At 58.6% G+C, this 25557-nt stretch carries 18 protein-coding genes and 2 pseudogenes; 11 read left to right on the top strand and 9 right to left on the bottom strand.

Going from position 1 to position 25557, the window contains the following annotated elements; genetic code table 11:
* Positions 1-16: 16 nt before the first annotated feature.
* The 4 genes from AT6N2_RS18875 to AT6N2_RS24250 form a co-directional block, all read right to left on the bottom strand.
* Complete coding sequence (locus AT6N2_RS18875; protein WP_209090737.1) at positions 17-484, bottom strand: AAA family ATPase; 468 nt, start codon at positions 482-484, stop codon at positions 17-19.
* The gene (locus tag AT6N2_RS18880) at positions 481-963 is read right to left on the bottom strand and encodes a GNAT family N-acetyltransferase (RefSeq protein WP_209090739.1); all 483 of its coding nucleotides are present in this window, start codon (positions 961-963) and stop codon (positions 481-483) included. The genes AT6N2_RS18875 and AT6N2_RS18880 overlap by 4 nt, the downstream gene beginning before the upstream one ends.
* Before the next feature lie 112 nt (positions 964-1075).
* Entirely contained in the window at positions 1076-1867 is a 792-nt protein-coding gene (locus tag AT6N2_RS18885) for a class I SAM-dependent methyltransferase (protein ID WP_209090740.1), read from the bottom strand.
* A 52-nt stretch (positions 1868-1919) separates the two neighbouring features.
* The gene (locus tag AT6N2_RS24250) at positions 1920-2657 is read right to left on the bottom strand and encodes a transglycosylase domain-containing protein (RefSeq protein ID WP_233282548.1); all 738 of its coding nucleotides are present in this window, start codon (positions 2655-2657) and stop codon (positions 1920-1922) included.
* Between the two features lie 6 nt (positions 2658-2663).
* On the opposite strand from AT6N2_RS24250, the gene AT6N2_RS18895 reads away from it, so the two are divergent.
* Positions 2664-3233, top strand: a complete 570-nt coding sequence (locus AT6N2_RS18895) for a LysR substrate-binding domain-containing protein (RefSeq protein WP_209090741.1) — start codon at positions 2664-2666, stop codon at positions 3231-3233.
* Between the two features lie 173 nt (positions 3234-3406).
* Here the strand turns inward: AT6N2_RS18895 and AT6N2_RS18900 are convergent, their stop codons facing one another.
* Positions 3407-6592: a DEAD/DEAH box helicase gene (locus AT6N2_RS18900; RefSeq protein ID WP_209090742.1), complete on the bottom strand. Its 3186-nt coding sequence runs from the start codon at positions 6590-6592 to the stop codon at positions 3407-3409.
* Positions 6589-7413, bottom strand: coding sequence for a hypothetical protein (locus tag AT6N2_RS18905; RefSeq protein ID WP_209090743.1), 825 nt, complete (start codon positions 7411-7413; stop codon positions 6589-6591). The genes AT6N2_RS18900 and AT6N2_RS18905 overlap by 4 nt, the downstream gene beginning before the upstream one ends.
* A gap of 466 nt (positions 7414-7879) precedes the next feature.
* Between AT6N2_RS18905 and AT6N2_RS18910 the strand changes: the two genes are divergently transcribed.
* Genes AT6N2_RS18910 through AT6N2_RS18930 form a run of 5 tightly spaced genes read left to right on the top strand, consistent with a single transcriptional unit; the run spans position 7880 to position 14301 of the window.
* Positions 7880-9022 (top strand): patatin-like phospholipase family protein, encoded by a 1143-nt coding sequence (locus AT6N2_RS18910; protein WP_233282549.1) that lies wholly within the window; start codon positions 7880-7882, stop codon positions 9020-9022.
* 9 nt (positions 9023-9031) lie between these two features.
* Entirely contained in the window at positions 9032-10927 is a 1896-nt protein-coding gene (locus tag AT6N2_RS18915; RefSeq protein WP_209090745.1) for a hypothetical protein, read from the top strand.
* Between the two features lie 12 nt (positions 10928-10939).
* On the top strand, positions 10940-12532 hold the full coding sequence (locus AT6N2_RS18920) for an MBL fold metallo-hydrolase (protein ID WP_209090746.1): 1593 nt from the start codon (positions 10940-10942) through the stop codon (positions 12530-12532).
* A gap of 26 nt (positions 12533-12558) precedes the next feature.
* Positions 12559-13296: a DCL family protein gene (locus tag AT6N2_RS18925; protein WP_209090748.1), complete on the top strand. Its 738-nt coding sequence runs from the start codon at positions 12559-12561 to the stop codon at positions 13294-13296.
* A 42-nt stretch (positions 13297-13338) separates the two neighbouring features.
* Positions 13339-14301 carry a hypothetical protein gene (locus AT6N2_RS18930; RefSeq protein WP_209090750.1) on the top strand — a complete coding sequence of 321 codons (963 nt, stop codon included), beginning with the start codon at positions 13339-13341 and terminating at the stop codon, positions 14299-14301.
* 134 nt (positions 14302-14435) lie between these two features.
* Here the strand turns inward: AT6N2_RS18930 and AT6N2_RS18935 are convergent, their stop codons facing one another.
* Positions 14436-17588 (bottom strand): UvrD-helicase domain-containing protein, encoded by a 3153-nt coding sequence (locus tag AT6N2_RS18935; RefSeq protein ID WP_209090752.1) that lies wholly within the window; start codon positions 17586-17588, stop codon positions 14436-14438.
* Positions 17588-20527: a PD-(D/E)XK nuclease family protein gene (locus AT6N2_RS18940; protein ID WP_233282550.1), complete on the bottom strand. Its 2940-nt coding sequence runs from the start codon at positions 20525-20527 to the stop codon at positions 17588-17590. The genes AT6N2_RS18935 and AT6N2_RS18940 overlap by 1 nt, the downstream gene beginning before the upstream one ends.
* A 106-nt stretch (positions 20528-20633) precedes the next feature.
* On the opposite strand from AT6N2_RS18940, the gene AT6N2_RS18945 reads away from it, so the two are divergent.
* From AT6N2_RS18945 to AT6N2_RS18960, 4 genes and pseudogenes are all read left to right on the top strand, one after another.
* Entirely contained in the window at positions 20634-21263 is a 630-nt protein-coding gene (locus AT6N2_RS18945) for a hypothetical protein (protein WP_209090753.1), read from the top strand.
* Positions 21264-21542: 279 nt separating this feature from the next.
* Positions 21543-21746: pseudogene (locus AT6N2_RS18950) on the top strand (non-homologous end-joining DNA ligase); the annotation flags it as partial.
* Between the two features lie 164 nt (positions 21747-21910).
* Positions 21911-22072 (top strand): hypothetical protein, encoded by a 162-nt coding sequence (locus AT6N2_RS18955; RefSeq protein ID WP_209090754.1) that lies wholly within the window; start codon positions 21911-21913, stop codon positions 22070-22072.
* Between the two features lie 113 nt (positions 22073-22185).
* Positions 22186-23091 carry a bacteriophage abortive infection AbiH family protein gene (locus AT6N2_RS18960; protein WP_209090755.1) on the top strand — a complete coding sequence of 302 codons (906 nt, stop codon included), beginning with the start codon at positions 22186-22188 and terminating at the stop codon, positions 23089-23091.
* A 174-nt stretch (positions 23092-23265) separates the two neighbouring features.
* On the opposite strand, the gene AT6N2_RS18965 is transcribed toward AT6N2_RS18960, so the two are convergent.
* The gene (locus tag AT6N2_RS18965) at positions 23266-24366 is read right to left on the bottom strand and encodes an RHE_PE00001 family protein (protein WP_209090756.1); all 1101 of its coding nucleotides are present in this window, start codon (positions 24364-24366) and stop codon (positions 23266-23268) included.
* Between the two features lie 198 nt (positions 24367-24564).
* On the opposite strand from AT6N2_RS18965, the pseudogene AT6N2_RS18970 reads away from it, so the two are divergent.
* Positions 24565-25556 (top strand): annotated as a pseudogene (locus tag AT6N2_RS18970) (tyrosine-type recombinase/integrase).
* The last annotated feature ends 1 nt before the right edge of the window (position 25557 follow it).

Raw genomic sequence — 25557 nt, forward strand, 5'->3', positions numbered from 1 at the left:
CAAAGGGCGCAACGCCTCACCGGCCCAGTTCGTCCTCCGTCGGTGGTTCGAACATAGTGGCCCATTCATCCAAGCTGGCAGGATCGACCTCTGGCGTGCCGGCAGCGCGCTCCTGGTTGCGCCTGGCGATCCTCGATTTCAGTTCGGCGATAGGAACATCGAGAAAATGTATTTTGGTCGTCGCACCGATCCCGTCGGCAACGTCGCGATACCCGTCTCTCTCCTCTTTCGACCAGAACCCATTTTCAAGGATCACGTCGTCGCCGCGTCGGAGAAATTCTTGTGCGATCTCCCACTGGAGCCGCTCAACCTTCCCTCTTCCTGCTTCATCGTTGAAGTCAAAATCGAGGCGGTGCAACCACTCATCGGGCGAGAACCGCACGGCATTGAAGGTGTGCGCGAGTTCCTCGGCAAGGGTTGTCTTGCCCGATCCTGGAAGGCCACAAATAAGATGCAAAACAGGGCGTTCTTTCATGTGGGTCATTGTAATCTTTGGTACAGCGTCACGGTAGGAATAGCGGAATTGAACCCCGCCTTTTCGTATGCACGTCGTGCTGCCGCATGACTTGAATCGCCGCCGGTGGAGACTTTCGCTACTTTCAGTCCCGCGCTCCTGAAGAAGTCGATGGCGAAACGATACATCAGCGTGCCAACGCCTTGCCTGCCGAAGCCAGGATCGACTGCATTCAAACCGACTTTTCCGACATCGCGTTCAATATCCATTTCCAAATGAATGAACCCCACCGCCCGGCCACATAAATGGGCAACGAACACCGTTTCGTCCGCGGATCGCAGCACTTTATCGAGATAGCGGCGCTGCTCCTCGTCGGCATTTCCAAAAGCCGGTCCAGCTAATGCCTCACCTACTATCTCGCGGAAGGATGAGAAAATTGGTGCAAAAGCCTTTGCGCGAATCTCCTGGATTGGGTCCAATTCAGTTGGCGAGAAAGGTCGAATTTCCAAATCTTTTATCAGGTAGTCTCTCGTCCCTTCCCGTTGGTCATTATTGCCGATAAAACGACGTACTGGAAATCTGAATCACCGTAAGAATATCCTTTGATCCGGATACTCAATCTCAAACGTTTCTCAAGCTGATGAACAATCCGCTTTCCTTTCCGACCTCAAGAACACCATTGCCCGCCTGAAATGCTCCGCTAATCGCGTTTCGAAACGCGGCAAGCTGCGCTTCGTCGGCCGCATCGCCGGGCGGATAGGACGTCAGATTGAGGAATACGTCTTCCGGATCGGTCACGCGCAGGTGGGCCGGATGTTGCGTCATGCTAACGTTGCCGAACTGAGCACGCATGATCCGTTCAGCCACGTCATACCCGAACGCGGCGCCGGCCGGGTCGACTGGCGGACTGCCGAACACGGTGGTCAGGGCATACAGCTCTCGCATGTTGCCGGCGCCGTTCGTTGTCACCGCGATGAAACCGCCTGGCTTCAGAACCGTGTGCATTTCCACAACAGCCTTTGACGGGTCAGGCAGATGATAGAGCATGAGCATGGCGATGACGCCGTCAAAGGACTCGTCTTCAAAGGGCAATGCGGCCGCATGGGCTTGCTGGCCGGTGACCGATGCAAATGGCAGGGGCCGGCAACGCTCGACGGCTTCCTGAACCATGCCCGACGATAGATCGGTAAGCGTGAGGTGCAGGTTTTGCGGCAGGTCGCTTGCGGCTGCCTCCCAAAACCAGCCAGGGCCGCACCCGACATCAAGAATGCGGTCACCGGGCTTGAGAGGAAGCTGTCTTGCTATCCAAGGAAACCAGCCGGTCTCGGCAATCGTATATTCGCTGTTCAGCCGGGCGCGAGCCGCAAGCTTGCGGCTATCGCCATATTGCTCTGCATTGCCGGACGAGGCCATGCCTCTCCTCCATCTTTCTTTCTCCCCGAAATCCTCTCGCACCTCGTGGGATTTATTGTCGGCACCCTTCAAGCCAAACATCCGAAAAACCGAAAGGCGCGCACGCTCCGGCTGCCAGACGCTGGATGCGTGCGGCGCGTTCGTCGAGCTTGGCGTCGCTTCTGGTGAGATCATAGGAGGCCGGCGCTATCAGCACCGCCGCCAGCCGGATAAACTCGGCTTCGGTCAGCTCGGCTGGAGGCCGCCCGTAGATCGCTGCGCTTGCCGAATAGAAGCCGACCATCCAGCCGTTAGGACCCTTGCCCATTTCCAGCGTCTCCAACCACAGGGCAAGGATCTGCTCCTTGGAAAGACGGCTCTCCAGCCCAAGCGCATAGCCGGTCTGCCTTATCTTATCGAGGCCAGGATGAAATTCCTCAAAGGCGAGCCGCTTGGCAGCCGATTGAGTGATGGTGGTCAACCCAGCGCCCGGGGTCGAGAAATCGACACCGGAATGCGTTGAAAAACTCGGATCTTCCACGGCGAGCAGAATTGCCCGATGGGCTGCCCCCAAAGTGTCGCCGCCACGGCCTTGAGCAATCACCGCGTCGGCGCGAGCACGCAAGTCCTCGGCATCCGATAGCGCATCCCAGTACCCCTTAGCACCATAACCAACGAGACCGATAAGCAAGAGCGTAACGACAAGGCTGCCATATTTCAGTATCCGCATCATTCGATCTGAATCTCCCTCAGATTGGTCTTTTGCCCTGCCCTCCATGAACACTATCTGCAAAACGACGCCGATGGGCATCCAGCCGTGGCGCCCCAGGCATTCCCGCCGTATGATACGAATTACTCGCTGGAAGGGCGTGCAGACATCGGGCTCGCGCGCCTGCCGCTGGACGAGAAGGTCTTCGACTGGCGCCCTGTCGCGACAGCGACGAATGTCTACGTCTTCTATCCCGGCCACAGGTTCTCCGGGAAGGACAAAATTCGGCCGGAGGATCTGATCGGCGAACCGCTGGCGGATGTCGAGCCCCAGATGCACTCACACCAGATGAACGAAAATGCACTGCGGTATATGGGCGCGGAGCCGCATCTGGCAATTCAGGTCGATATCATCGGCCAGGAGGTGAACTACGTTGCCGCGGGCCTCGGCATCACGAGCAGCAATACCTTTGTTGCACGTCAGTATGCAGGCTTCTCCGTCGAGTTTCGTCCATTTGAGCCCAACGCGCTCTATCACTACGTCGTGTTCTGGCAGAAAGGCCGGCGGCTCGGGCCGGTGCTGCAAGAGGCGATCAATGTCATCGTTGAATGCGCGACGGACGCGGAGACCGAAGAGCCTGGCGGGGGTATAAAACGACAAGCTCTTGATAGGGTTTGAACCGCCGACCTAGCATTCTCTGTGGAAGGGCTTAATTGAAGATCCCTGATTTTATTGACAAACTTGCCTTCTAAATGAACCCCAGAAGCTGGCAGCCATCACGACCTTGACGAAGTACATTCGAAGGCCGTCAATAACTGTCTCCGCTGCCGCGTACGCACTATTCTTCGGTCCTAGATGCCGCTCAGTTCTTTCCACACGAGCTGCATCGAGCTGACGCTCATCGGTCCACCCTTCGGAAGCGCGGCCCGCCAATCGTTTTCAGAAAAGTTGTTCATCCAGCTACGGACGTCTCTAAAAGTGTTTGGTTGGCCTTTGCCTCTCATACGCCAGATCTCGGCAGCGCCTTCAGCGACCAGCCTCGGAACACCGGCCATTCTGAGCCAGACGCCCTCGGTGGAGGAGACGCCAAAGAAAACCATAGATGGGATATGTTGGGCGACTTCCGCCTCCTTCGAAGCTTTTCCGGTCAGGCAAAGGCCCTCAAGCGCTCCCAGTCCCCAGGAAGCGTTTCCGATCAGTGTGGAAAAGAGATAAGTGCTGAAGTCGGTGAGTTTCTGATCTGGTGTTCGTTGCGAGCCGTCGGAATTGGGCAGGGCGTATTTTTCGGCGAGTTCCCCGAGCGAAGCCCCTTGCACCCAGTCTCGGAGGATCGATGCGGCACGTTCGGCATCGAACGGCCCGCCGCCGACACCCTCGCCCAATCGCATTTCCGGCACTCCGGCAATGAGTTCGACGCGCTGACGCAGCGCAGAAATGTCATCGCCGAACAGTTTTGACGGCAACCAGTCGGCAGGATCCTGCAGTCCCCTATTCTCGCTAACCTTGGCACTGAGATAGAAAACGCTTGGCGTGGCAAAGCCGGTCGTGTCGGCAAGAGCTAGCAGTCCTTTTGCCTGGCCGGCGATCGACCGGACATATGAGCGGCAAAGTTTGATGAACTTGTCGAGATCCGATCGTTCAAGTGCGGCTTGATGATAGATGAGGCTGGAGCGCAGAAGATTTTCCATCTCGTCCGCCATGCCGACATTGTCGGATGTTCTGACCGCATGGGCCAGAAACTGCAGGAGGGCCGACAGTTCCGGATAGCTTCTGAGGACAGCGAGATTAAACTGCTCGCCGATTTCGTCCGCTGCAACGATTAGCGCGGCAAGCTGACTTGAAATTGCAGTCGCCTCGCCCTTCAAGAAATCGACATAGTCAGCCTTGCGCTTGGTGTTTTCGCTTGGGAAGGCGATGACACCAAGCGAATCCATCAGCGCACGCCCTGCTCTCCCAGCGATGTTCCAGAAGTCCGAATAGGTAAGGGGCTTGTCACGCTTGTGCAGCGTTTCCATCACGACGGTGGAGATCGGGAAGTTCACGCCCTGGGCAAGCGTTGTCGTTCCACAGACAATCCCGACATCGCCATTGGCAATCAAGCGCTCGACGAGCCAACGCGTCTCCTGCGACAACCCGGCATGATGATAGGCAACACCGGCGCGGATCGCCTTGCTGAGCGGCGTCGGGGCCCCGACCTCGGCTTCGGAAAATTCGCAGACCGCCTGCGCCAGGGGCGACAATTTTTTCAGCGGCCCGAGCTCGTTAGCAAGCTCGGTCGCCCGTTTCATGGCGGTGCCTTTCCCACGGCACAGGATGAGAACGCCGCCGCGCCCTCGCATCGCCCGCGCCGTCGCTCGGCTGATCGAGGAAACCGACAGTTGCTCGGGCACTTCGGAACGGGGCGCAATCGGGATTTCGGTTCCGGCGCGGACATCGACATTGTCGCTTGCAGGCAAAGCTTCGAGCGCCAGTCTTCGTTTGCTCTGACGCCCGACAGCAGACACCGATCCGACGATTCGCCGGCTCGGGCGCCAGCTGACCTGGATCGGCGGCAGGGCGCGGTCTTCGCCGAGCCAGCTGACAATCTCGTGGCCATTCGGCAGGAACGGCGACAGAAGCAGAAAACGGGCATTTCTGCGTTCGCGTTTGATCGTGCCAAGTAGCAGTTCCAGTCGAGCACCGCGTGTGCCGTCCTGCAGATTGTGCGCTTCGTCGGCAACGATCAGATTGAGATTCTTGACGGACGGATGATCGACTCGGATCAGGAGGTCGAGCTTTTCCGGCGTGGTGACGAGCACATCGATTCTGTCGCCCAACAGCCTTGCCTCCGTCGGATCGAGTTCGAAAGCTGGCACCGCCATTTCGACGACGAAATTTAGCTTGGCGAAATCGCGCCGCAGGTCGAACGTGACTTGATTCACTAGCGCACGTGTCGGAACGATGTAGGCGACCGTTGCCGTGTCGTTAAAGGCTTTCGCTTGTACGATCGCGAACTTGGCAAGCAGTGTTTTTCCTGCACTTGTCGGCATCTCGACAAGGATGGCGCGACGATAGGGATCAAGGAAGCTGTTTCGCAAAGCCTCCTGCTGGCTTGGCCAGAGTTCCAGCACCGGTCTGCTGTTTGACTGATCGAGCAGAAGGCGGCCGAACTGCTGGACACCGTCCGGAAGACCCTCGATGTGGCTCCACAAAGAGTTGCGAATCAGCTCGCGGCAGCCGGCCCAGAGCAGGTCGGCGAAATTGGTGTATTCCGGCGTTGCCGATAACTGGAAGGACTCCACCGCCTTTCGTCTACCGGTGTCGATGCGCAGGCCGGCCTGCGTACCACCATCGCCGCCAGTCTTCAGGTAATCGCCCGCCGTCGTGATGAGCTGGGCCAGATGGTAAAAGCCAACAAGGGTCAGCGCGTTGCGCGTCTGAAAGTCGTCTTCCGTCTGATTGAGGAACAGAGGTTCAAAACTTGCCTGTTCGCGACGAAGGGTTTCGATAAGGGTAAGCCCCGTCTCTACATCTTCCCAGCCCCCGGCTTTCCTGACGAGAAGTGAGAATGCCGTCGCGATATTTTGCGCCAGGCGCGCCAGCCAGTTGTCGCTGTTGCTAGCGACCAGGCTGAACTCGGCCAGGTGATGTCGGGTTTCTGCCGCCGCATCGGCGAGAAGGCCGGAGGCGGCAACATGGAACGCCAGTTCCACCTCAAATGGAAAAACTGTGGCGGAGCCGAAGACGTCCGGTCGAGCTTCTGTCCGTCGTGCGTGATCGGCGATCGCCATCCAGCAAGAAAGCGCAGAGTAAAAGGACGAGACGTGGCTGCTTTCTCGATCGCGCTCGGAGCGGCCATGTCGATAATTTGTCAGTCCGTCACTCTCAAAGGCATAGGCAAGACGTGGCGTGCGCGTAATGTCGCTCGTGGCGCGGTCAGCAGCATGGACGAGATCGGCTGTAAGGACGCTCTCGCGGGCGTGCGCCACGCGTTCACGCACAGCCTCCTCCTGGAGGATTGCCGAGAGGGAATTTTGCTGGCCGCTCTTTCCGATCATGGCGCGCCCACCTTGTTCTCCACCGCTTGAGCCCACGCTTTGAGGATGTCGTCGATTACTCCGGGCAGCTTCCACACGAGGAAGCGTACGCGCGCCGGCTGGTAGTCAAGCGGGCTCGTGCGGAAGGTACCAAAGTCGGCATCCGTGTGGAGCGACTTTGGACGCATAAGAACGCAGCAACTCACGACTTCGACCTTATCCCAGAGTTCGTGCTCCAGGTACATAGCAGCCGCCATCAAATTATCTCGCTCGGCGTCGGTCGCAGCTCGCCTGGCACAATCGATAAGCTTATCGATCGTTTCCTTCCGCTCCTTAATGTGGCAGAGGTGCTGGTTCCGCATGCAATCATCGGACTTGTCGACCACCTGGGGCGCCGAACCAGGCTTAACGCTCTCAGAAGAGAACTTAACTTCGGCAAGGACGATGACGTGCTTGTCGCCGACCTCGATGCCAATCGCATCGATGCCACGACCAGGCAGCTTCGTCAGTTCGCGATCGCGCACAAGTTTATAAGCAATCTCAGTTCCGAAGGTGCGTTCAAGAAGCATGTATGCGGCAACCTCGCTGAGATCGCTGCGCATGACTGAAAAATTCTTCTTGTGATAGTCTTCCTTTGGCACGGTGGCCTGAGCTACGCGCGCTTTGATCGCCGCGCCGGTAAAACCACCAAGGCCAGGAAACTCGAAAAGGTCGGGAAGAGGTGAGGTGAAATTTGTCCGCAGGCGCACATACTCGGCCGCCACCACATCGATCCAGGCCGAGAAATCTTCCGGTTCATGTGAAGAGTAATGATGCGGAGCGTCGAGCGTTTCGACGCGCACTATGTTGCCCCAAGGCATCCCCGTCCCACTTTAAGTTGTTAACTCCTTATGAGTGGGACACGAACTAAAATCAAGGGGTGAAGAATGCTAACTTCTCGCGGTCACCAGGTCACATATAATCGAACCGTCTACGACGGCCCTGCCTGTTGTCCCCTCGATCAGCGGCAAGGGGGCTGCCATGAAGGAAGGCTCGGCTGTCTTCAACGCCGCCCTCGGGCGAGAAGACCCTGCCGAGCAGCGGCCAGAAATGATCGGCCGCCGACGGGCGATATGCCCTTTTCTTACACGATGACCGCCATCCCAGTCCGTTGTCAACTTCCGCACCGAATTCTTAGCGCAAAAAGGACGGCAACCGGATCCTACAACCGATGACACCCTAGATTTTATTCCGCGCGCGTGAGAACCCCCTTGCGTTGCAGCGCTGAACTGGCGTCTTATGGGGTTTGAGGGGTATGGAGGGCAAGACGTGGGACACGGAGGGGAAACAGCCGTCAGCGGCAAGAGTGGTATCGGATTATGCCTATCAGGCGGTGGCTACCGGGCGATGGTCTTTCACCTCGGCGCGCTGCTGCGGTTGAACGAGGCGGGATTGCTCAAGCATCTGTCGCGCGTCTCCAGCGTTTCGGGTGGATCGATTACTGCGGCCTATCTTGGCCTTCGGTGGAAAGATCTCGATTTTGACCCCGGCGGGCGGGCCAACGCACTCGATATCGTCGTCGACAAGATCCGTGAAATGGCGTCGACGACAATCGACGCTGGAGCGATCCTCGGGGGCATCCTGATGCCAGGCTCGATCAGCGACCGGGTCGCGGCGGCCTATGATCGGGTTCTTTTTCACGGAGCGGGTCTCGACCATTTGCCTGACGACGATCATGGTCCGCGCTTTGTCATCAACGCGACAAATGTGCAGACAGGCGCACTGTGGCGTTTCTCACAGCCCTATATGGGCGACTATCGCGTCGGCCTTGTCGCCAATCCGAAGACCCAGCTCTCGCTCGCCGTCGCCGCCTCGTCTGCCTTCCCGCCGGTCTTGTCACCGCTAACCTTGGATATCGACGAGGAAGCCAAATGGGATGACGCCGGGGATCTCCCCGACACCGCCTTTCGAGGAAAGGTGGTGCTGAGCGACGGCGGCGTCTACGACAATCTCGGCCTTGAGCCCGTGATAAAGAGCTGTCGCACCGTGCTCGTAAGCGATGCCGGCCAGAAGATAAGTCCCGAGGTCGGTCCCCATCATGACTGGGCCCGCCATTCAATCAGGATCCTCGACATTGTCGACAACCAAGTTCGCAGCCTGCGCAAGCGCGCGCTGATCGACAGCTATCAAGCCCGCGCAATTCTTGGCTGCTATTGGGGCATTCGTTCCGACATCAAAGATTATGCCTTGGTAAGCGACCCGCTGGCCGCAGAGAGCCGAGATCCGTCCTATCTGGCGGCCATTCCGACGCGCCTTCAGGCGATGCCCGGCGAGGAGCAGGAACGGCTGATCAATTGGGGATACGCGGTAACGGACGCAGCGCTTCGAAAGCACTTTGCCGTGGACCTCGAGGCGATCACGGGACGCAAGCTTGCCGAGCCTGAAGGCTTTCCCTACCGTGTCGGTTATTAGGAGACGAGCATGCCGATTAGGGGTGCATCGCGCGATACTCTTGAGCCACCCTTCCGCAGGTTGCGGATCTACGCTTTCGATCCGGCGGCCTCGCTCGATATGCGCACCGCCGTCATCAACAGTGCAACCGTCACGCTGCCGTGGGAACAGCTAGAGCCTGGACCTATCGGCGAATATATTGAAGTGATAGATGTCGATCCAGCAAGTGGCGGCTTCTATTTGCCCGTCGATCTCAATGACCCGGCGCTTCTCGTCCAAGATGGCTTTCCGCCCTCCGACGGCAATCCGAAATTCCACCAGCAGATGGTCTACGCCGTCGCGATGATGACCATCCGCAATTTCGAGCGGGCGCTGGGCCGGCGGGTACTTTGGGCACAGCGCCCTTGGGATTGGAAAACGAAGGACACGGTTGATCGCTATGTTGGCCGGTTGCGCATCTATCCGCATGCGTTGCGCGAGGCGAACGCCTATTATAGCCCGCAGAAAGTGGGGCTGCTGTTTGGTTACTTTCAAGCCTCACGCACCGACTTCGGCACCGTTCTACCTGGCGGGACGATCTTCACCTGCCTATCTCACGATATTGTCGCCCATGAGACGACCCACGCGATCCTCGACGGTATGCACCGACGCTTTATCGAGGCGAGCAATCCTGATTCCCTCGCCTTCCACGAAGCCTTCGCCGATATTGTGGCGCTGTTCCAGCATTTCACCGTTGAGGAGGCTGTCTACCAGCAAATCAGCCAGTTGCGTGGCGATCTTTCCAGACGATCGTTGCTCAGTGGACTTGCCATCCAGTTCGGCAATGCCATCGGTCACTACGGGGCGTTGCGTGACGCCATTGATGCCATTGATCCGACAACTGGTCTGCCGGATCCGACCGCACTCGATCGTGCCATCGAACCTCATGAGCGCGGAGCTATCCTAGTAGCCGCCGTCTTCGATGCCTTCTTGTCCATCTACCGATCGCGCGTCGAGGACCTCTTGCGCATAAGTACCGGCGACGGCACGCGGTTTCCGGACAACGATCTTCACCCTGACTTGATCCGGCGCCTGACGAAAGAGGCAACCAAGGCGGCCTCGCACGTTCTGCGCATGTGCGTCCGGGCCGTCGACTATCTTCCGCCGGTGGACATCAATTTTGGCGACTATCTCCGGGCGCTGATCACCGCCGACGCAGATCTTGTCAGCGATGACGCCCGCGGCTACCGGATCGCTGTCACTGAAGCCTTCCGCCGACGCGGCATCTTTCCGCGAGACTGCCGTTCACTGTCTGTCGATAGTCTCTTGTGGGAGCGGCCGGACACGATAATTGAGATCGACTGGCTGAAGGAAATCGACTTTCCATTTATCGCCGATCGCCGCGAGATCTACGAGACAGCCACTCGCCGCTGCGCAGATCTCTTCAACTGGCTATGGGACAATGCCAGGATCTCGCATGAAGCGATGCGATCGATGGGATTGTGGCTGCGGGAGGATGCTCCGAAAACAATCCGAAGACGGCAGAGGGACAGTGACCGCAGGCCACGCCGCCCGGCTGTCGAGGTTCATTCAGTGCGCGTGGCCAATCGCGTCGGCCCTGATGGAGACCAGGAACAACAATTGATCATAGAGATCACTCAGGAGCGACGGGGCTACAGAACAGCCGAAGCCCAAATGCAGGTGGAAGAACGCGGACGAGTCGCCGGCCTAACTTCTGATTTCGTCTTCCGCGGTGGCGCCACGCTCATCGTTGATCTTCGTACGCGCGAAGTCCGGTACTGCATTTCGAAGGATATTGCTAGCACTGAGCGTCTGGCCGCCCAGCGCGCCTTCCAGTTTGGCGCCGACAGTGAAGCGCTCGGGGCAACCTATTTCGGCGCGGCCGGCCGCGATGAACCCTTTGCCTTTGTGCACCGCATGCTATGAGGAGACGGAGCAGTGACGCCTCTGCCAAACGACCAGAAAGATGCCGCAGCACCGGCCGAAGGAGTTGCAAGTGCAGAGCAACGCGCCTTCATCAGCGTCCGGATGTACCGCGACATTCTCGGGGACTGCTTCTTGTTGCGGTTTCCGGACAAGGGCCGAACCGTGCATATGCTGATCGACTTCGGCATAATCCAGGGAATGCCCGATGCGAAGAAACGTGCCCAGCGCATCATGGCCGATATCGCCTCTGTTACGAACACGATCGACATTTTGGTAATTACCCACGAGCATGTTGATCACCTCTCGGGTTTCTATCATGCTCGCGAGCAGTTCCAGCCCATCGAGGTCAAGGAATTGTGGTTGGCCTGGACGGAGGATCCGCGAGACGACTACGCGAACCAGCTCCGCCAGGCGCGCAAGACGGCTTTGACGCTTCTCGAAAAGAGCTACAACGCCTTTGCCGCGCGTGGCTACGCCGAAACATCCGCCGTGCCTGGATCACAGCGATCGAGCCCGCTCGACGGTTTGCGTAACGTCATGTCCTTTGCCGGCATCGGGCCTAGCAGTCTTGGGGCGAACAGCGAGGCGACCACCGGCGGCATCCTCAAAGCCTTGATAGCGAAGGCGGAAAAAGTGCGCTACCTCGAGCCTGGCGAGGACGTTTTTGCGCTTGCCGGACTTTCCTATGTTAGAACCTATGTCATGGGTCCCCCGCGCGACAAGACGCTGCTGCGGAAGAGCAATCCGAGCAAGGCCAATCCGGAAGTCTACGCGCTGAATGGTGAAGGGGGCGACGATTACCTTCTGGCCGCCGCGGTTGGTCTTGAGGAGGACGCGGTCCTGCTCGATGCCGACGCCCTGCAGAAGCTGAAGATGAGTCTGCCGTTCGGCTTCAAGAACCTCGTTGCGCTCGACGGCAAGTCCGCCACAATCGGCGCACAGCAGGATCCCGCAGCGCAGTCCACATTTCTGGCGCGCTATGGTCAGGCGCAGGACGAGTGGCGTCGTATCGACGTCGACTGGCTCTGGGCAGCTGAAACCATCGCCTTGAAACTCGACAGCGACACCAACAACACTAGCCTGGTACTGGCCTTCGAGATCGGCGAAGGCAAAGATAGCCGGGTCCTCTTGTTCCCGGGCGATGCGCAGGTCGGCAACTGGCTGTCGTGGAGTAACTATGTCTGGCCGAACGGCAAAGCGTCCGGCGATCAAGGTGCCGTTACATCGACGATTCTGCTGGAAAAGACGGTTCTCTATAAAGTGGGCCATCATGCGAGTCATAACGCGACCTTGCGCGATCAAGGGCTCGAGCTGATGACCCACAAGCAGCTGGCAGCAATGATCCCGGTTCACCAAAAATTCGCCAACGAAAGCAAACATTGGAATATGCCATTTCCTTCACTGCTACAGCGTCTTGAGGAAAAAACCCGTGGTCGGGTGATCCGTGCCGACCGCAGCAAAGCGGATATGAATCCTGTCGCCGATACTGTCGATGGCGCTCTCCGCGAGTGGGAGAACTTTCTGACGGACCTTGATGAGATCAATGACGCGGTTGGAGCGCTTGCGCTCGAATATCGGCTCGCCGTGCCGTGCAATGAAGTCTGACCAAGTTAGAGGATATAGGTAAGCGCATGGCAAAGAAAAGCGTAGCATTGTCGAATGGTAGGGACTGGCCGACGCAAACCGCGGCAAGGCAGCATTTCAAGGAGATGTTGGCGCGCTACGAAGACGATACGCCAATCGCAGATGCCGGTGACCATGCCGACCTTTCTGCGCTGCTCGAACGCTACGATCTTCTGATCGCTGACGGTCCCTCGAAGATCGGTGCTGGTATTTCTAGATTCGAGAAACGCAAATCCTTCGTCAAAGGCTTTCCGACACGCGGCTTCTGGGTTGTTCGCGTCGATGACAGCGATACGGATTTTTCCTACATCGATGCGATCACCGGTTCACCTCGACCACAGTCGCAGGAGTTTTACGACGCGTGTCATGGCGCGATCAGCGAGGATCTGCGACGCGCCAAGGAGCGGCAGTTTGAGCGATTTGCGGACGAAAACGGCTGCCTTCCCTGCGACGAGACCGGGGTGCTCGTCACCTTCACTAATGCCCGGCTCAGCCACGCCCATCCGGCTTTTGTGACGCTTGTCAGAACGTTCATGGAAATGCGTGGCTGGGGTGGCGCAGTACCCGCTGGCATGTTGTCCCCTTCCGCCGACCGACAGATTTCGACAAGCTTTACGGATCCGAGTGACGCGGAGGCGTTCAAAGCATTTCACCACGCAAGCGCGATCATGCGCATTGTCGCTGTCGGCCAGGGCGGGCTGGTTGCTGATCCCACAACGATCCGACGGCCAATCAGGCTAGCCTGAGGGCCGACCTGCGCAGGCAGATGAACAGAACGGGGAAGCGAAATGCATTTCACTACTTCGCTGGTTGCACAATTGGAAACGGCCGCGAATGCAGATGTCAAAGCGGTGTTGCAGGGCCGCAGTGGACCGCCACCGGCTGGCGAGGTTGCGACGCTTGCCGATTTGGTGTTGAATGGAACGCCGACGATCGCTGCGAATTGGCAATCCATATTGGCGCCGCAACACAGCGTGACGTTTCACGCGGTCTTTTGTCATGGATCGCCCTATGTTGATTTCACCCATGGCGGCGCGTCACGGGCGTGCGAATTGGCGGACCTGCTCCTCGTAATGGACTATTTCGACAGCACTGGCTCGACTAGGCAAGCGGCGCTGGTGCAGGCGAAGTTGGTTCTTGGCGGTCAAATTGCCATTTCAGGCCCCGGACCGACCACACAGCTTGTTCTCTATCAAAACTGGCCCTCTTTCACCTTCCAATCCGCTGCTTATAGCCAGCATTCGCGGAATTTTTGGACGGCGTTGAGCGCTGCGGCGGACGCCGGACGTTATGGCGGAATCGATCTCACACTCCAGGCTGAGGAATGGCGGCAGATCGATCCAAGTACGCAACCGCCGTTTGTCAGCGCTCACGGAGTCGAACTCGGCGCCTTTCTTGCTCGGCTGGCCGACGGGCAGAGCGGCGTTGGAGCGCCGGCGACACATGTGGTCGGCAAACCCGCACAGACGTTGGACGACTGGTCATTTACAGTCGCCGAGTTGCTTGATGTCACCGGTCAACTCACTCACAGGGCATTGACGCGCGCTGGCGGACCGGGAGCCATCCGTGGCCGGTCCCATTCGATTAGGATGGCCGGCCAGCCAAAGCAGCCTCCGGTAACGAATTCGACATCGCGGATCGCCTTTAGCAAGTCTGCGTCCAGCGGTCCTCCCGATGACTTTGGCGGCGCAGAGCGCCCTTGGTCAAGCGGGATTAGCTATATTCACTGCATTATCGAGCGTAGGCTATGATGTCGCCTTTTTTCGGGTCGACGATATTCCGAAGGATCATGAAGGCGGGTTGGTAACTCTGGAGGGACTGCTTCCGTCGGGGAGAGAAAATACCGAGCGACGCGAGGATGAAGGGAGGCAGACATCCCTTTGCCTCACTCTTCGATCTGAGCGAGGCGAAACAGCGCGCCGACGATCGGCATGTGAATCCAGAGTTCCGAGCATCGTCGTCCGGTGATTGATTCCACCGCGCCTGCATAGGCAGCAAGTTGCGGCGCGTGGCCAACCGCTCGTTCTTCCCAAAGCTCGAAACGGCCTGGAAAACTCTTGTGGTCAACAATAGCAAAATCAATCCCCGTTTCGACCAACATATCGATGCGCCCCTTGAGAAGCTGATCGGCTATGGCGGCCGCGACAGGCACTTCAGCAATGGTGCTGGCCGCCGGCCATCGGCCGCGGCGCCAGGTTGCTAGTCGGTCACTGGCGATAAGCGCATCATCCGCTTTGAAGCCAATGATGTTCCAACGCGTCAGGATAGACGACGCGTCGGCCAGCCGCTGACCTCGGTCGCGGTCCGGATCATCATAGCCGATGATGGAATGAAGGGCTTCGCCCAGCGCTGCGATATCGGCGATCCCGTCAATCGGGAGCCTTCCGCCAAGGTCAACCCTTTCGACGACCTTCCAGCCTCCACCTACCGCCTCGCTTGGTTTCAGGAACAAGGGCGGACGGACCTGCAGTTCGAGTGTTCGCGTTCGAACGAAGGTGGGCGGCGCGTCACGCTCCACGGACACCCCGCTCGTCGCAAGAACTTTCACATCGACTGTGAAATTCTGGTTTCCAACCCCAAGCTGGTTATCATCACTCTGGGGAGAAACGACATGCGCTGCGGCCTCCGGCGCATTGAGCAGGCTCAGCCAATTAAGAGGCCCCTTCGCAGACGGAGCAAAGATCAGATAGTCCCTAGCTCGCGTGGCGCCAACATAGAGAAGCCTGGTGTCTTCCTCGACAGCGCGTTGCAATGCGCGCCGCCCCATCTCCGAGTTCGCGACCTCCACATCAATCGTACTGTCTGTTCCGCTCTGACCATAGGGCCACGGCCAAAAGCGAACCCACCGCCCCGCCAACGGGTTGCGCCAATCAAGCTCCCCGGTCGCCTCGGCGACAGGCTCGAACAGCCGTGCTTCCGATTTCCAGGAAAGTCCGGTCAAGATCGTCACTGGCCATTCAAGGCCTTTCGATCCGTGGTAGGTCATGACCTGGATCGCATCACTGGCAAGACTGGGGGGCCGCTTCGGGTCGGCGCCGTCGAGCGCAAGTAAGAGTCCTTGCAGTGTTGCCGGCGAGCCGGATGCGGCGCACTCTTCCTCGTAGGCACGCGAGAAGCCGCGCAAGGCCTCAAGGTCGTCGAAGCGCGTCGCTGTATCACCCCAGCTCTCAATATGGCTTAGCACTGATGGCAATGCGAGTACGGCGTCAACAAGTTCGGCCGGCGTGAAACTGAGCAATTGAGCCGCAAGCCTATCGAGCGCAACCGATACCGGCACGGCTGCCCGGAGCGCTTCGTCGGCATCATCAGAGATAGCAGCCTGCAGCCATTCATCGGAGCCGGCATCATCGGCAAAGAAGCGGGCGAGCTCCGCGAGGGCAAGGCGATCCGTTGCGTCAGCCACGCGTCGACATGCGGCGAGCACGAATTCGACATGAGGTGTACGCGCAAGTCCCGACCGTTCAACCGCCACCGGAAGTCCAGCACGGCTAAGGGCGACGGCAAAACGTCCGACATCCTTATTCGAACGGCAGAGAACCGCGATATCGCCTGACACGATTGGCCTGTGACCGCCCTTACCGTCTTCAACCAGCCATTCGTCGGCTTCGGCCAGACATTGCCGGATTCCCTCCGCGAGGGCCTGTGCTTGCTCATCAACTTTGCCAATCAGCCACCACCATCCAGCCGAAGGCTTGTCAAAGCCAGCGTCGGATCGCGCCGCATCCGAAAAGGCATGTTGCGCCGCCGGCAGTCCCATCCGCTCAAATACCGGCGTGAACATCGCATTGAAGAGATTTACCAGGCTTTTGCGGCTTCGCCACGATTTGGAAAGAACCGGATTGTCTTCGGGGTTTCCGCCAGCGCCAAGAAACGCAGCCTGGGTCAGCTCGGTGTCAGCGCCGCGAAAGCCGTAGATGGCCTGCTTCGGGTCGCCGACCCAAGTGCTCTCATCGACCAGCTCCCCGAGAAGTGTGAACACGGCAAGCTGCAGAGGGCTCGAGTCCTGGAACTCATCGACGAAGACACGGCTGATGCGTTCCCTCAGCCTTGCGGCCAAGTGAGGTGTCTTTAGGATCTCAAGCGCGAGAGCTTCCTGATCCGTAAAATCCAATAGCCCACGCTCGGCCTTCCAATCCTGGTAAGCGGTCAACGCCTCGGCGGCGCAATGAAACGTCTCCGTGATGAACTGCTCGCATTCGGACCGGAGCCGCGGATGCTCGCTGTGCCGCCCCGCCGCTGCAATAAGACGGGTCAATGCCTGATTATAAGGTTGCCCGTCTTTAGTGGGCGCGCATTCCACCTTCGCCAAACGCGCCCACGTCGACCAGCTTGGCGTTTCTCCGCGTAAGATACTCTCATGCGCCGCTTTGATCGACTCAATCGACCGACTTCCCTTGCTGCTCACGATGGCCGGGCGCATTTCGAAGGCATCCTTTAACGCATTCGCCAGTGCTGCGTCGAGGTCCGCGGCGTCTGCTGCGGGAGGTGGAAAGCATGCCAGGAAGGTTTGAATTGATCGCTGCGCCGACGAGGCTAACTGGTCAGCCTCAATCCCATTTGCCCTCGCTAACGTCGCGATACTGCGCACAGTCCGGCGCCAGTCAGGAGGTTCTCCCGTCCCCGGCGCACGAGGATCATTGTAGCCGAAGTGGTCGGCGAGTTCGTTCAGGATCTCGGCACGTGCGGCGATTGCAGCGTCCGCGGCCACGCTGAACACAAGCGACATGTTGGATTCACCGATGACATTGGTCGACGGCGAGCGCCCCAGATCGATAGCGAATTCGCTGACGATTTGGCTGCAGACGGCGTTGACAGTGCCAAAGCGCGCACCGAGCAACTGGGCAGCTGCGTCCGCCTTGCCTTGCTCAAATAGTTTGGCGCGGGCGCGTTCGACAAGTTCATCTGCCGCCTTGATTGTGAAAGTCGTCGCAAGGATCTGTTCGGGCGCACGCACGAGAACCTCGTCGGCGATGTCATTGACGATCCTCGTCGTTTTTCCGGCGCCAGCGGCGGCGGTAATGGTCGTCAGTCGTGACATCAAACAAGCTCCTCGTAGACGCGACAAAGGCCGCGCAAATTGCAGAACCGGCAGGGCTCTTTCGTTGCTTCAATGGCAAGTCCAGCGGGTCGCAGATCGCCCGTATCGGGGAAACCGGCTGCAATCAGTGTCCCACTCGTCGCGAGATCGTGCCAGAGACCCCAATCGTTTGTCACATGGTCAAGCGTGTTGAGGTCATCGATATCGACGTCGATCGGGCTGTCGGCCAGGATGGAGCCCGGACCGGCAACGAGGCGTCGCTGGCGCAGCAGGAAATAGCCGCCGGGAGCACCATTTCCATCTCCGGCCGAGAGCCCGCGATAGACCGCCAGCTGAATGGCGCGCCCCGACGCGACTTCCTCCCTATATGGTCGTTCGGAGCGGGTCCATTTGAGGTCCAGAACTGCGATCCGGTCGCCGCGGCGAACCAGGACGTCGAGCCTGCCTTGAAGCAGCAGCTGTCCTTGGATACCTTCCCGATCGAGCTCCGACCCGACGATCTCCAGACCTTGAGCATGGAGCAGGCGAACAAGCGCCTCCATGGCACGTGGCACCATTTCGCGAGCGGCGGCTAGTTCTCCGGCATGTTCGGGCTGGAGGAGCGGAGCTGCGATCTCCGGAAGCAGGCTTTCGAAATACCTGATTGCCTCCTGCCTGATATCAGCTTCGGCCGGTGGAGCGCCCGGGAGGAGCAGCCGACGGGCAATCTCGTGGGCGAGATTGCCGAAGAGCTGATCGGTACCTGGGATTTTCGCAAAGCGGCCCGGCCGAAGATTGAGAATGTCCTGGGCGAACCAGCTCAATTGACAGTTTAACATCCGTGTCAACGAAGTCGCGCTCTCACGACGGGTGTCGGTAAGGCGTGTCGTTCCCGGCGGTATCGTCCAGACTGGAATCCCTGCTGGCGGCTGCACGTGCCGTTCAACAAGCTGGCGAGGAAGTATCCTGCCGGCGAGCATGGCATCGGGTTCACGCAGCAGCCGTTCCGCCTTAAAGGTGATCGCTGCCCCGCTTTCTTTCAGTAGGGGTCGCAAACGGTGCGCCATGGGATGAAGGGTTGTCTGCGCGTCGCGCGCAAGCGCTGGGCGCACTAGAATGAGGTTTCCGTGGCAACGCCGAATGACGCCGCTATGGGCGGCCTCGATCCGAAGCGCAATCACTGGTGAGGGGTCGATCTCCACTCCATTGGCAACGAGCGTTTCACGCTCAGCATTGTCCCATGGTAAGAGGGTGATCTTCTCGCCAGGACCAACGAAGTTCCACCAGATGACGCGCCGGGCCGAGGACCACAATGCTCCCGGCGTCTTGACGGCACGGATAGCCCCCGCTTCGGCAAAATGCTCCGGATTGGGAACGCCCTCCGACAAGACTTGCAAGACAACCCGCTCGAGAAGGAGGGCGGGGATGACCGAAAGCTCAAGGCGGCTCAGGGCGTCCGACACCGCGGCGGCAGCATTCGAAACTGCCATCAGCAAGCGGTCGCCCTCGCCACCGTCCGAACGCATCGCCCACGCGGCAACTCTCCCGCAGATCGCCATCGCCTCCACCAGTGGCATCCCCTCGCCTCTCGCAAAGCGCCCGACCTCCGTCCATGCGCGCCATTCCGCAAGCGTCGTGTCGGTTTTACGGCGTGCTGTATCCGCGTCGGATCGCGTATTGATTTCGAGCAGGCGATCCTCGATTTGGGCCCACGCTTCTCGCCAGGCCCGGCCACCGACACCCGGCTCTTCGCTGAGAGCACGAGCAAGCCGACGCGCCACCCAGGCCGCAACAGGAGGCCGCGGAAGGAGGAACAGATTCAAAAGCACCCGTGGGTCGAGTGGCTGCCACGCGGCGGCAAAAGCCAGAGGAAGAACCTGCAGTGCTCCGCGCCAAGGTGATGAGGCGGAGAGCCCGAGGGTTGGAATACCCCTCGCGCGCAAAGCATGGTCCAGGAGCGCTGTATCGCCGTCGGAAGCGAGAATGACGGTTCCGCGCAGGTCCTCCGACGGCAAGGCTGCTAACCAGTCGGCGGTCGTTTCAGCCGCCATGAGTTCCGTATCGGCTTCCACCATCGTGAAAGTCCCGTCTCCGGTAAGTGGCTGGACGGGCCCCCCTGACAGAACCCGCTGCGCTATTCGCAAGTCGGCGTCCTCTGGCGCCAGTTCGGGCTGCTCATGTTGGAAGATGGTGACCCCGACGGATTCGAGAGCGTCAACGATGCGTGCCCACAGCGGCGGCAAAAGATCCCGCCGCTCCGCCAAACCGAGTTGACGAATTCTCAGGCCAGGTCTTCTTTTGAGGACGTCGAGCAAAGCAATGGCGCGGTCTTCAAGGCCCGCCGGCAATGTTGGCTCGACTGCTTCTGCGGCAGCGAGATCATCGAGGCGATTGCTACCGATCTCCTCACCACGCCACCCACTGCCCACCAGCGTATCGCGCCATTCGAGGATAGTGCTGGCTGTAGACCAAGGATCTTTCGAAAATGATGAGGCCCAGAAACGATCGCCACCGCAAGAGCGAAGCTTTGCGAGATAAGTCGAAATGCGCACCGCCTTCGAAACGCTCGGTGCAAGCATCCCTAGCTGGGTTTCGAGCGTCTGAACCAGACCCAAGGGGCCAACGACATCCTTATCCAAACTTCCAAATGCGTCGTGCGCGTCGGGATAAACTCGACCATCTGCTGCCATACCGAAGATGAGATGCATATTTAGCCCCTGATTCTCCCCTACTCCAGATTGCACGATATCTGGTCCACATGCGATAAGCCGCAGCGCAAGGCCGACAAAAAAACAGAACATCATTAAATAGCTGGCATGCTGAACAAGAAGTCTGCTTGTCAAATATGCTGGTGAAAAGTCTTCTCGTTCCTCTACGGCTACGATTATATCGCAAATCGATAATCTGAATCTGTGAGAAAAAATTCGTAACGACGGCCATTGATCCTGGTTGCCGCACATGCGCAAAAAGTGAGACCGATCTGGCGATACTGTTGCTTACGGACGAATCGTGTTGAACAGCTTCGCAAACCAATCGTGACAATTCACCTTTCTTCTGGAGGAACGCGTGGCAATCTATCTCGATGACAGGGCGATGATCGCAGCGTCCAAGACTTACAGCAAGGTCATAACCGAAGTAAAAGCCGCGTGGTTTGAGGCGTTTGGAAGCGAAATGACGGTCCACGGAGATCTGCCTCGTGCGCGTTTCGAAAACATGTTGGCTCAGCTTCGCGAACGGTGGTCACGAGATCGCGACAAGGCACGCCTTTTCGAAGCACTGGATCTCGACGCGAAGCTTGGCGCGGGTAGTGTGGAGGACTTGGTCGAAGCCGTCGCCGATGACAGTGTTGTGCGCAGTGTCGATGACTTGACCCCCAATCAGATCCTTTCCGCTATCGAAGCTACGGCATACGAGATTAGTACAGGTGGCGGGCCGGTCGAAATAGACATGGCGAGCTTCTTGCGTGCGGTTATCCGGTGTGTGTTTGCGAACAACGATATCCGTGGCAGGATCAACATTGGCTCGAACCGGCACTTTCCGCGGCTTTACCAGTGGCTTTGTGAATACGCACGGCGCACAGAATGGAGCGGGGGCTCGGGATTTAAAATCCGCAATCTTTCCGGCAAGGGGAGGATCGCGAAGCACCCAGCTGATCCGAAGGAACTGAAGGTGATCGTCGACCGCGCGTTCCTTTAGACAAGGAAAGTTACCGGCACGATTGATCAATCCCAGTGCTCGGTTCGTAATCGAGCACCCTCGGCGCAATTTCGCAAGGACTTCCCCGTGTTCATGGCGAATGCGACTTCGTGACCTTTGACCCGAACCAGGGCGTCGTGGTTCTTGAGGTCAAGGGTGGTGACGTCTGGTGCGAGAACGGGCAGTGGCGCCAACGCAATCGGAGACCGGGGTCATCTACGACATCCATCCTGACAGGCAAGTAAAGCTCGCGCCAAAGCGCTTTTCCTGGGGCCTGGTATGGACAAGGTGCTCTTGAAACGGAAATCACCACCGGCGGCGGACTATGACCGCAAACGAAAGGAGACCTGGACTCAACCTGTCCTGATTGCGGAAATCGAGTTCCGAGCGTGGACTTCTGATGGAAAACTGCGCCATGCGGCGCACAAGGGGTTGCGCGAAATCCAAGACAATGCGGATGTGTACCGTCTCGATCACTCGTAAGGCCCGCATCTAGGATGTCGCTTATCAGGAATTCCATCGTTCATCTCACCTCATGGGCAGCATTCAGACAATCTCTTCATCTGCAGAGTTCCGGCAATGAATCGCGCAAGCCATCATCCTTCAAAGAGTTTTTGGACGGTCTGCGGGAGTTTTGCGAACCACAGATGCAGATCATTTTTCAACTCCTTGCCAGCAACGAGGTCGACCGCGAGAACTCGGAGCTTGGCTATCTCGACCTTGCCGTGCGCCCGCCTCTCAGAGGCCAGGGGATCGGAGCGATCTATCGTTCGTCGCGTAACTCCTTTGAGGGCGCTTCGGCACTCTGAAGCCAATATTCCCTCATGACCAATTAACAGGAAATTCCTTCCACGCACTCGATAATTGCGTGGATCGGTCGGCGGGCTAGACTGACGGCTGAACTATCGAAGAGGCCTCGCGCGTGACAGAGCTTTTCATCATTGGGAATGGCTTCGATATCCATCATGGGATCAGGTCGAGATACACAGACTTTGCAAAATGGCTAGAGTCGGTCGATCGCGAAGTGCACAGCGCCATTGAGGAATTCCTGCCCACTTGGGTCGACGCCGAAGGCAATGTCCAGAATGCCTGGGCGGACCTTGAGAACAACTTGCAGTACTTTGATACCGACCAACTCCTGGACTACGGAATGAGCTTTTTGCCGAGCTACGGAGCCGACGATTGGCGCGATTCAGGGCACCACGACTTCGAATACGAACTTGACCGAGTGATCCGCGCCTTATCAGTCGGGCTTCATCGCAATTTCGTGCGCTGGCTGCATACGCTCAGCATTCCCGCCCAGACAACCTCCCCTGTCCGCTCCATCGTTCCTCGGGCTAAATACCTAAACTTCAATTACACTCCGACGATCCAGACACTCTACGGCGCTGCTAACGTCCTGCACATCCACGGATCTTTGGCAGATACTACTTCTCAAATTGTGCTAGGGCATGGTTGGACACCAAGCGTCGAGGACCGATGGGAGAATCGCATCGATGAAGACACGGACACGCGCGTAGCGGGCGGCTATCGTCTAATAGACGACTACTTCCGCAAAACCTTCAAACCCACAGCAGAGATCATAAAGCACAATCAGGCATTCTTCACTGGGCTTGGCGATGTCTCTGAGGTCTACGTCCTGGGGCATGGACTGGCCGAAGTTGACGCACCTTATTTCGCAGAAGTGCTGGAATGCTTGCCCGAAGATGTGGATTGGATAGTCTCATACTATGGCGGGCATCGGGAGCGCGAGAAGATCGAGTCGGCCGCCATTGAGATCGGCATACCGACAGAGCGGACGCGCTTCGCCTTCCTCAGCGATCTCTAGGTCCGGTTCAACTGATCGCGGATACAGGATCCCTCTAACTCGTGTCGCAAAAAGTCAGTCGCGTAAGTCAGATTTTCGCAAATGGCTTTGCGACAGATTTTTCACCGACAATTCACCGCTCACTGACTCCTCGCGAAACTTAGAAATTTCCGTCTCATTGGTCACTTCCACACCTTACAGCAAACCCCATGCCCGAAATCTCCCCCTCCCCGTCATCTCCCGAAGCGGCAGTTGTGCGGCCAGATGCCGGGCACCTTGCGGCGTCACCTGTAGGTCCTTAGCGATCAGGTTCGCCGACACGACCGGCCGCGCCACGACCAGGTCGACCAGCCTCGACAGGTTAGAGTTAGCGCGCTTTTTTGACGCCTGCCGGTCCAGCTGCTGGCGGGCAAGCAGAATGCGGTCATGCTCCTTCATCCCCAGTTCGGCGGCCGCCGTGAATGCTTCGACCATCGCCATCAACCGCGTCATCCGGCTTGCGGCGTGCCGCTGCTCCCGCCGGACGCTACGCAGTCCGACATTGAGCGCCGGTAAATGGGCGGGCGTCGTGCCGTCGCGGCGCATGAGCGAAGCGACCAGCTGGCGGCCGAGTTCAGTTCGATGCTGAAGCACCTCGATCGCGTTCCAGGCATCGAGCAAAATGGCGCTGCGCAACACAGGTGAGAGACCGTCTGTCTCGTTGATGACCATACGCCACTGCTCCAACCGCTCGTCCTCATCCCAGTCAACATCGTAGACCAGCGGATCACGCTCGCCTGCAGATCGCGGAACAAAGGATCCATTCAGAACGGCCGTGCTCCGTGCCAGCACCGCATCGATCTCGGCGAAATCGTCGTGGGGGGTGCCATCCTCATCGAGTGCAAAAGAATCGTCGGCTGCGCCTGCTGGGCGCGCCAAACCAGTCCGGGGCAGCTCGGGCGCGTCACCTGCCCCCTTCCCCCGCAGACGCGCAAGACCTGTCGCGCTGAGCGCCCATTCAGGCGGACGGCCGGAAATCAGGCGACGGGTACGCAGGATCGAGTGAGCAATGGTCAGTTCATGGGTGGGCGTGCGGATGTCGAGGCGGGCGTCATGCAGGACGAGGTCCTCGAGGTGAACGAGTTCGCCATCCACCCAAAGCGAGGCGATGGCGTCAGCGAAGTTTTGCCGTTCGAGGAAGCCGTCGCGGATCGACGAGCGAGCGATGCGCTCGTCAAAGCGCGCCAAAGCTTCGCCAGCACGGGCGGCGGGGGAGTTCAGCTCTCTCAGATCGATTTTGGCGAGATCATAAACCATTGAATTTAAATTGCATCAGCTTCGTAAAGAAAGCAATATCAACGTTTACTAGCGTCACTCATTGCCTGGTGTTGACGCGACTATTCACTAACGATAGGTATCCCTTATCGACGGTTGCTGATCTGAAGCCGCAAATCAGACAGGATCGCAGCAAAGTAGGGCCAGAACGGCCGCAAAACCAGTCAACTTGGAGCCTCCGTGGCCGCACCTTCAAAATCACAGACATCCGTCGAGCGGCGTGCCGAAGAGCTCTACACGATTGCGTCCGTGCTTCCACTCGAACGTCGGGACGAACTGGCCGAACTTTTGACCAACTAGGACATCGAAACGCTACACCACCTGGTCAACGCCGGTATCGGGCCAACACGCTTCGGGCACTGACGTCCGATCTGGCCTATCTCGAAGCCTAGGGCCTGGCAGCGGCAGGCAAATCTCAGCCGTGGCCGGCGACCGAAGCGCTGCTCCTAAAATTCGTGGCGCATCATCTCTGGGATCCGGAGAAGCGAGCGATCGACCCCTGCCCTCAAATCCGCCATTCGTCTGGCCGTGCGCGCCGTTCCGCGAGCCCGAGCGCGCAGGAGCGCAAAAGCAGTTACAGCCGATGTTCTGACGAAGCTGCTGGCGACCTGCGCCTCCGACAGCTTGCGCGACCTACGCGACAAGGCAATCCTGATGGTCACCTCTGCCTCTGGCGGCCGCCGGCGCAGCGAAATCGTCGGGCTTCGTGTGGAGCAGCTGACCATCGAGCCGCCGATCGAGATGCCAGGCGGTCCTTCCCTCCCCTCTCGTGCAATTCATCTTGGGCGGACGAAAACCGCGACTGTCGAGCAGGACAATACCGTCTATCTGACCGGGCGGCCGGTGGAGGCGCTGAAAGTCTGGATGACGGTCGCAAAAAGCGGCAAGGGAAGCGAGTTTCTTGGGATCGGGAAATAGGGCACCGTTTCGAAACGGGCGCTCGATCCGCAGTCGGTCAATGCCATCATCAAGCAGCGGGCGGAAATGGCTGGATTGGACGCGGGAGAGTTTTCGGCGCATGGACAACGGTCTGGCTATCTGACGGAAGCGGTAAACCGAGGCATTCCCCTCCCTAAGCGCTGGAGCAATCACGGCATCGGTCGGTTCAGCAGGCGTATTGCTATTACAACAGCGCCACCCGCAGAAGCGGGCGAGCGGCACGATTGTTGTAGG

The sequence above is a fragment of the Agrobacterium tumefaciens genome (assembly GCF_017726655.1).
Taxonomy (GTDB): Bacteria; Pseudomonadota; Alphaproteobacteria; order Rhizobiales; family Rhizobiaceae; genus Agrobacterium; species Agrobacterium tumefaciens_B.

Coding starts and splice junctions, on each gene's coding strand:
- AT6N2_RS24250 (WP_233282548.1), bottom strand. CDS start 2,657: ATGCCCATCGGCGTCGTTTTGCAGATAGTGTTCATGGAGGGCAGGGCA.
- AT6N2_RS18925 (WP_209090748.1), top strand. CDS start 12,559: ATGGCAAAGAAAAGCGTAGCATTGTCGAATGGTAGGGACTGGCCGACG.
- AT6N2_RS18965 (WP_209090756.1), bottom strand. CDS start 24,366: ATGGTTTATGATCTCGCCAAAATCGATCTGAGAGAGCTGAACTCCCCC.
- AT6N2_RS18930 (WP_209090750.1), top strand. CDS start 13,339: ATGCATTTCACTACTTCGCTGGTTGCACAATTGGAAACGGCCGCGAAT.
- AT6N2_RS18900 (WP_209090742.1), bottom strand. CDS start 6,592: ATGATCGGAAAGAGCGGCCAGCAAAATTCCCTCTCGGCAATCCTCCAG.
- AT6N2_RS18885 (WP_209090740.1), bottom strand. CDS start 1,867: ATGGCCTCGTCCGGCAATGCAGAGCAATATGGCGATAGCCGCAAGCTT.
- AT6N2_RS18940 (WP_233282550.1), bottom strand. CDS start 20,527: ATGTGCGGCAACCAGGATCAATGGCCGTCGTTACGAATTTTTTCTCAC.
- AT6N2_RS18955 (WP_209090754.1), top strand. CDS start 21,911: ATGCAGATCATTTTTCAACTCCTTGCCAGCAACGAGGTCGACCGCGAG.
- AT6N2_RS18875 (WP_209090737.1), bottom strand. CDS start 484: ATGACCCACATGAAAGAACGCCCTGTTTTGCATCTTATTTGTGGCCTT.
- AT6N2_RS18915 (WP_209090745.1), top strand. CDS start 9,032: ATGCCGATTAGGGGTGCATCGCGCGATACTCTTGAGCCACCCTTCCGC.
- AT6N2_RS18935 (WP_209090752.1), bottom strand. CDS start 17,588: ATGTCACGACTGACGACCATTACCGCCGCCGCTGGCGCCGGAAAAACG.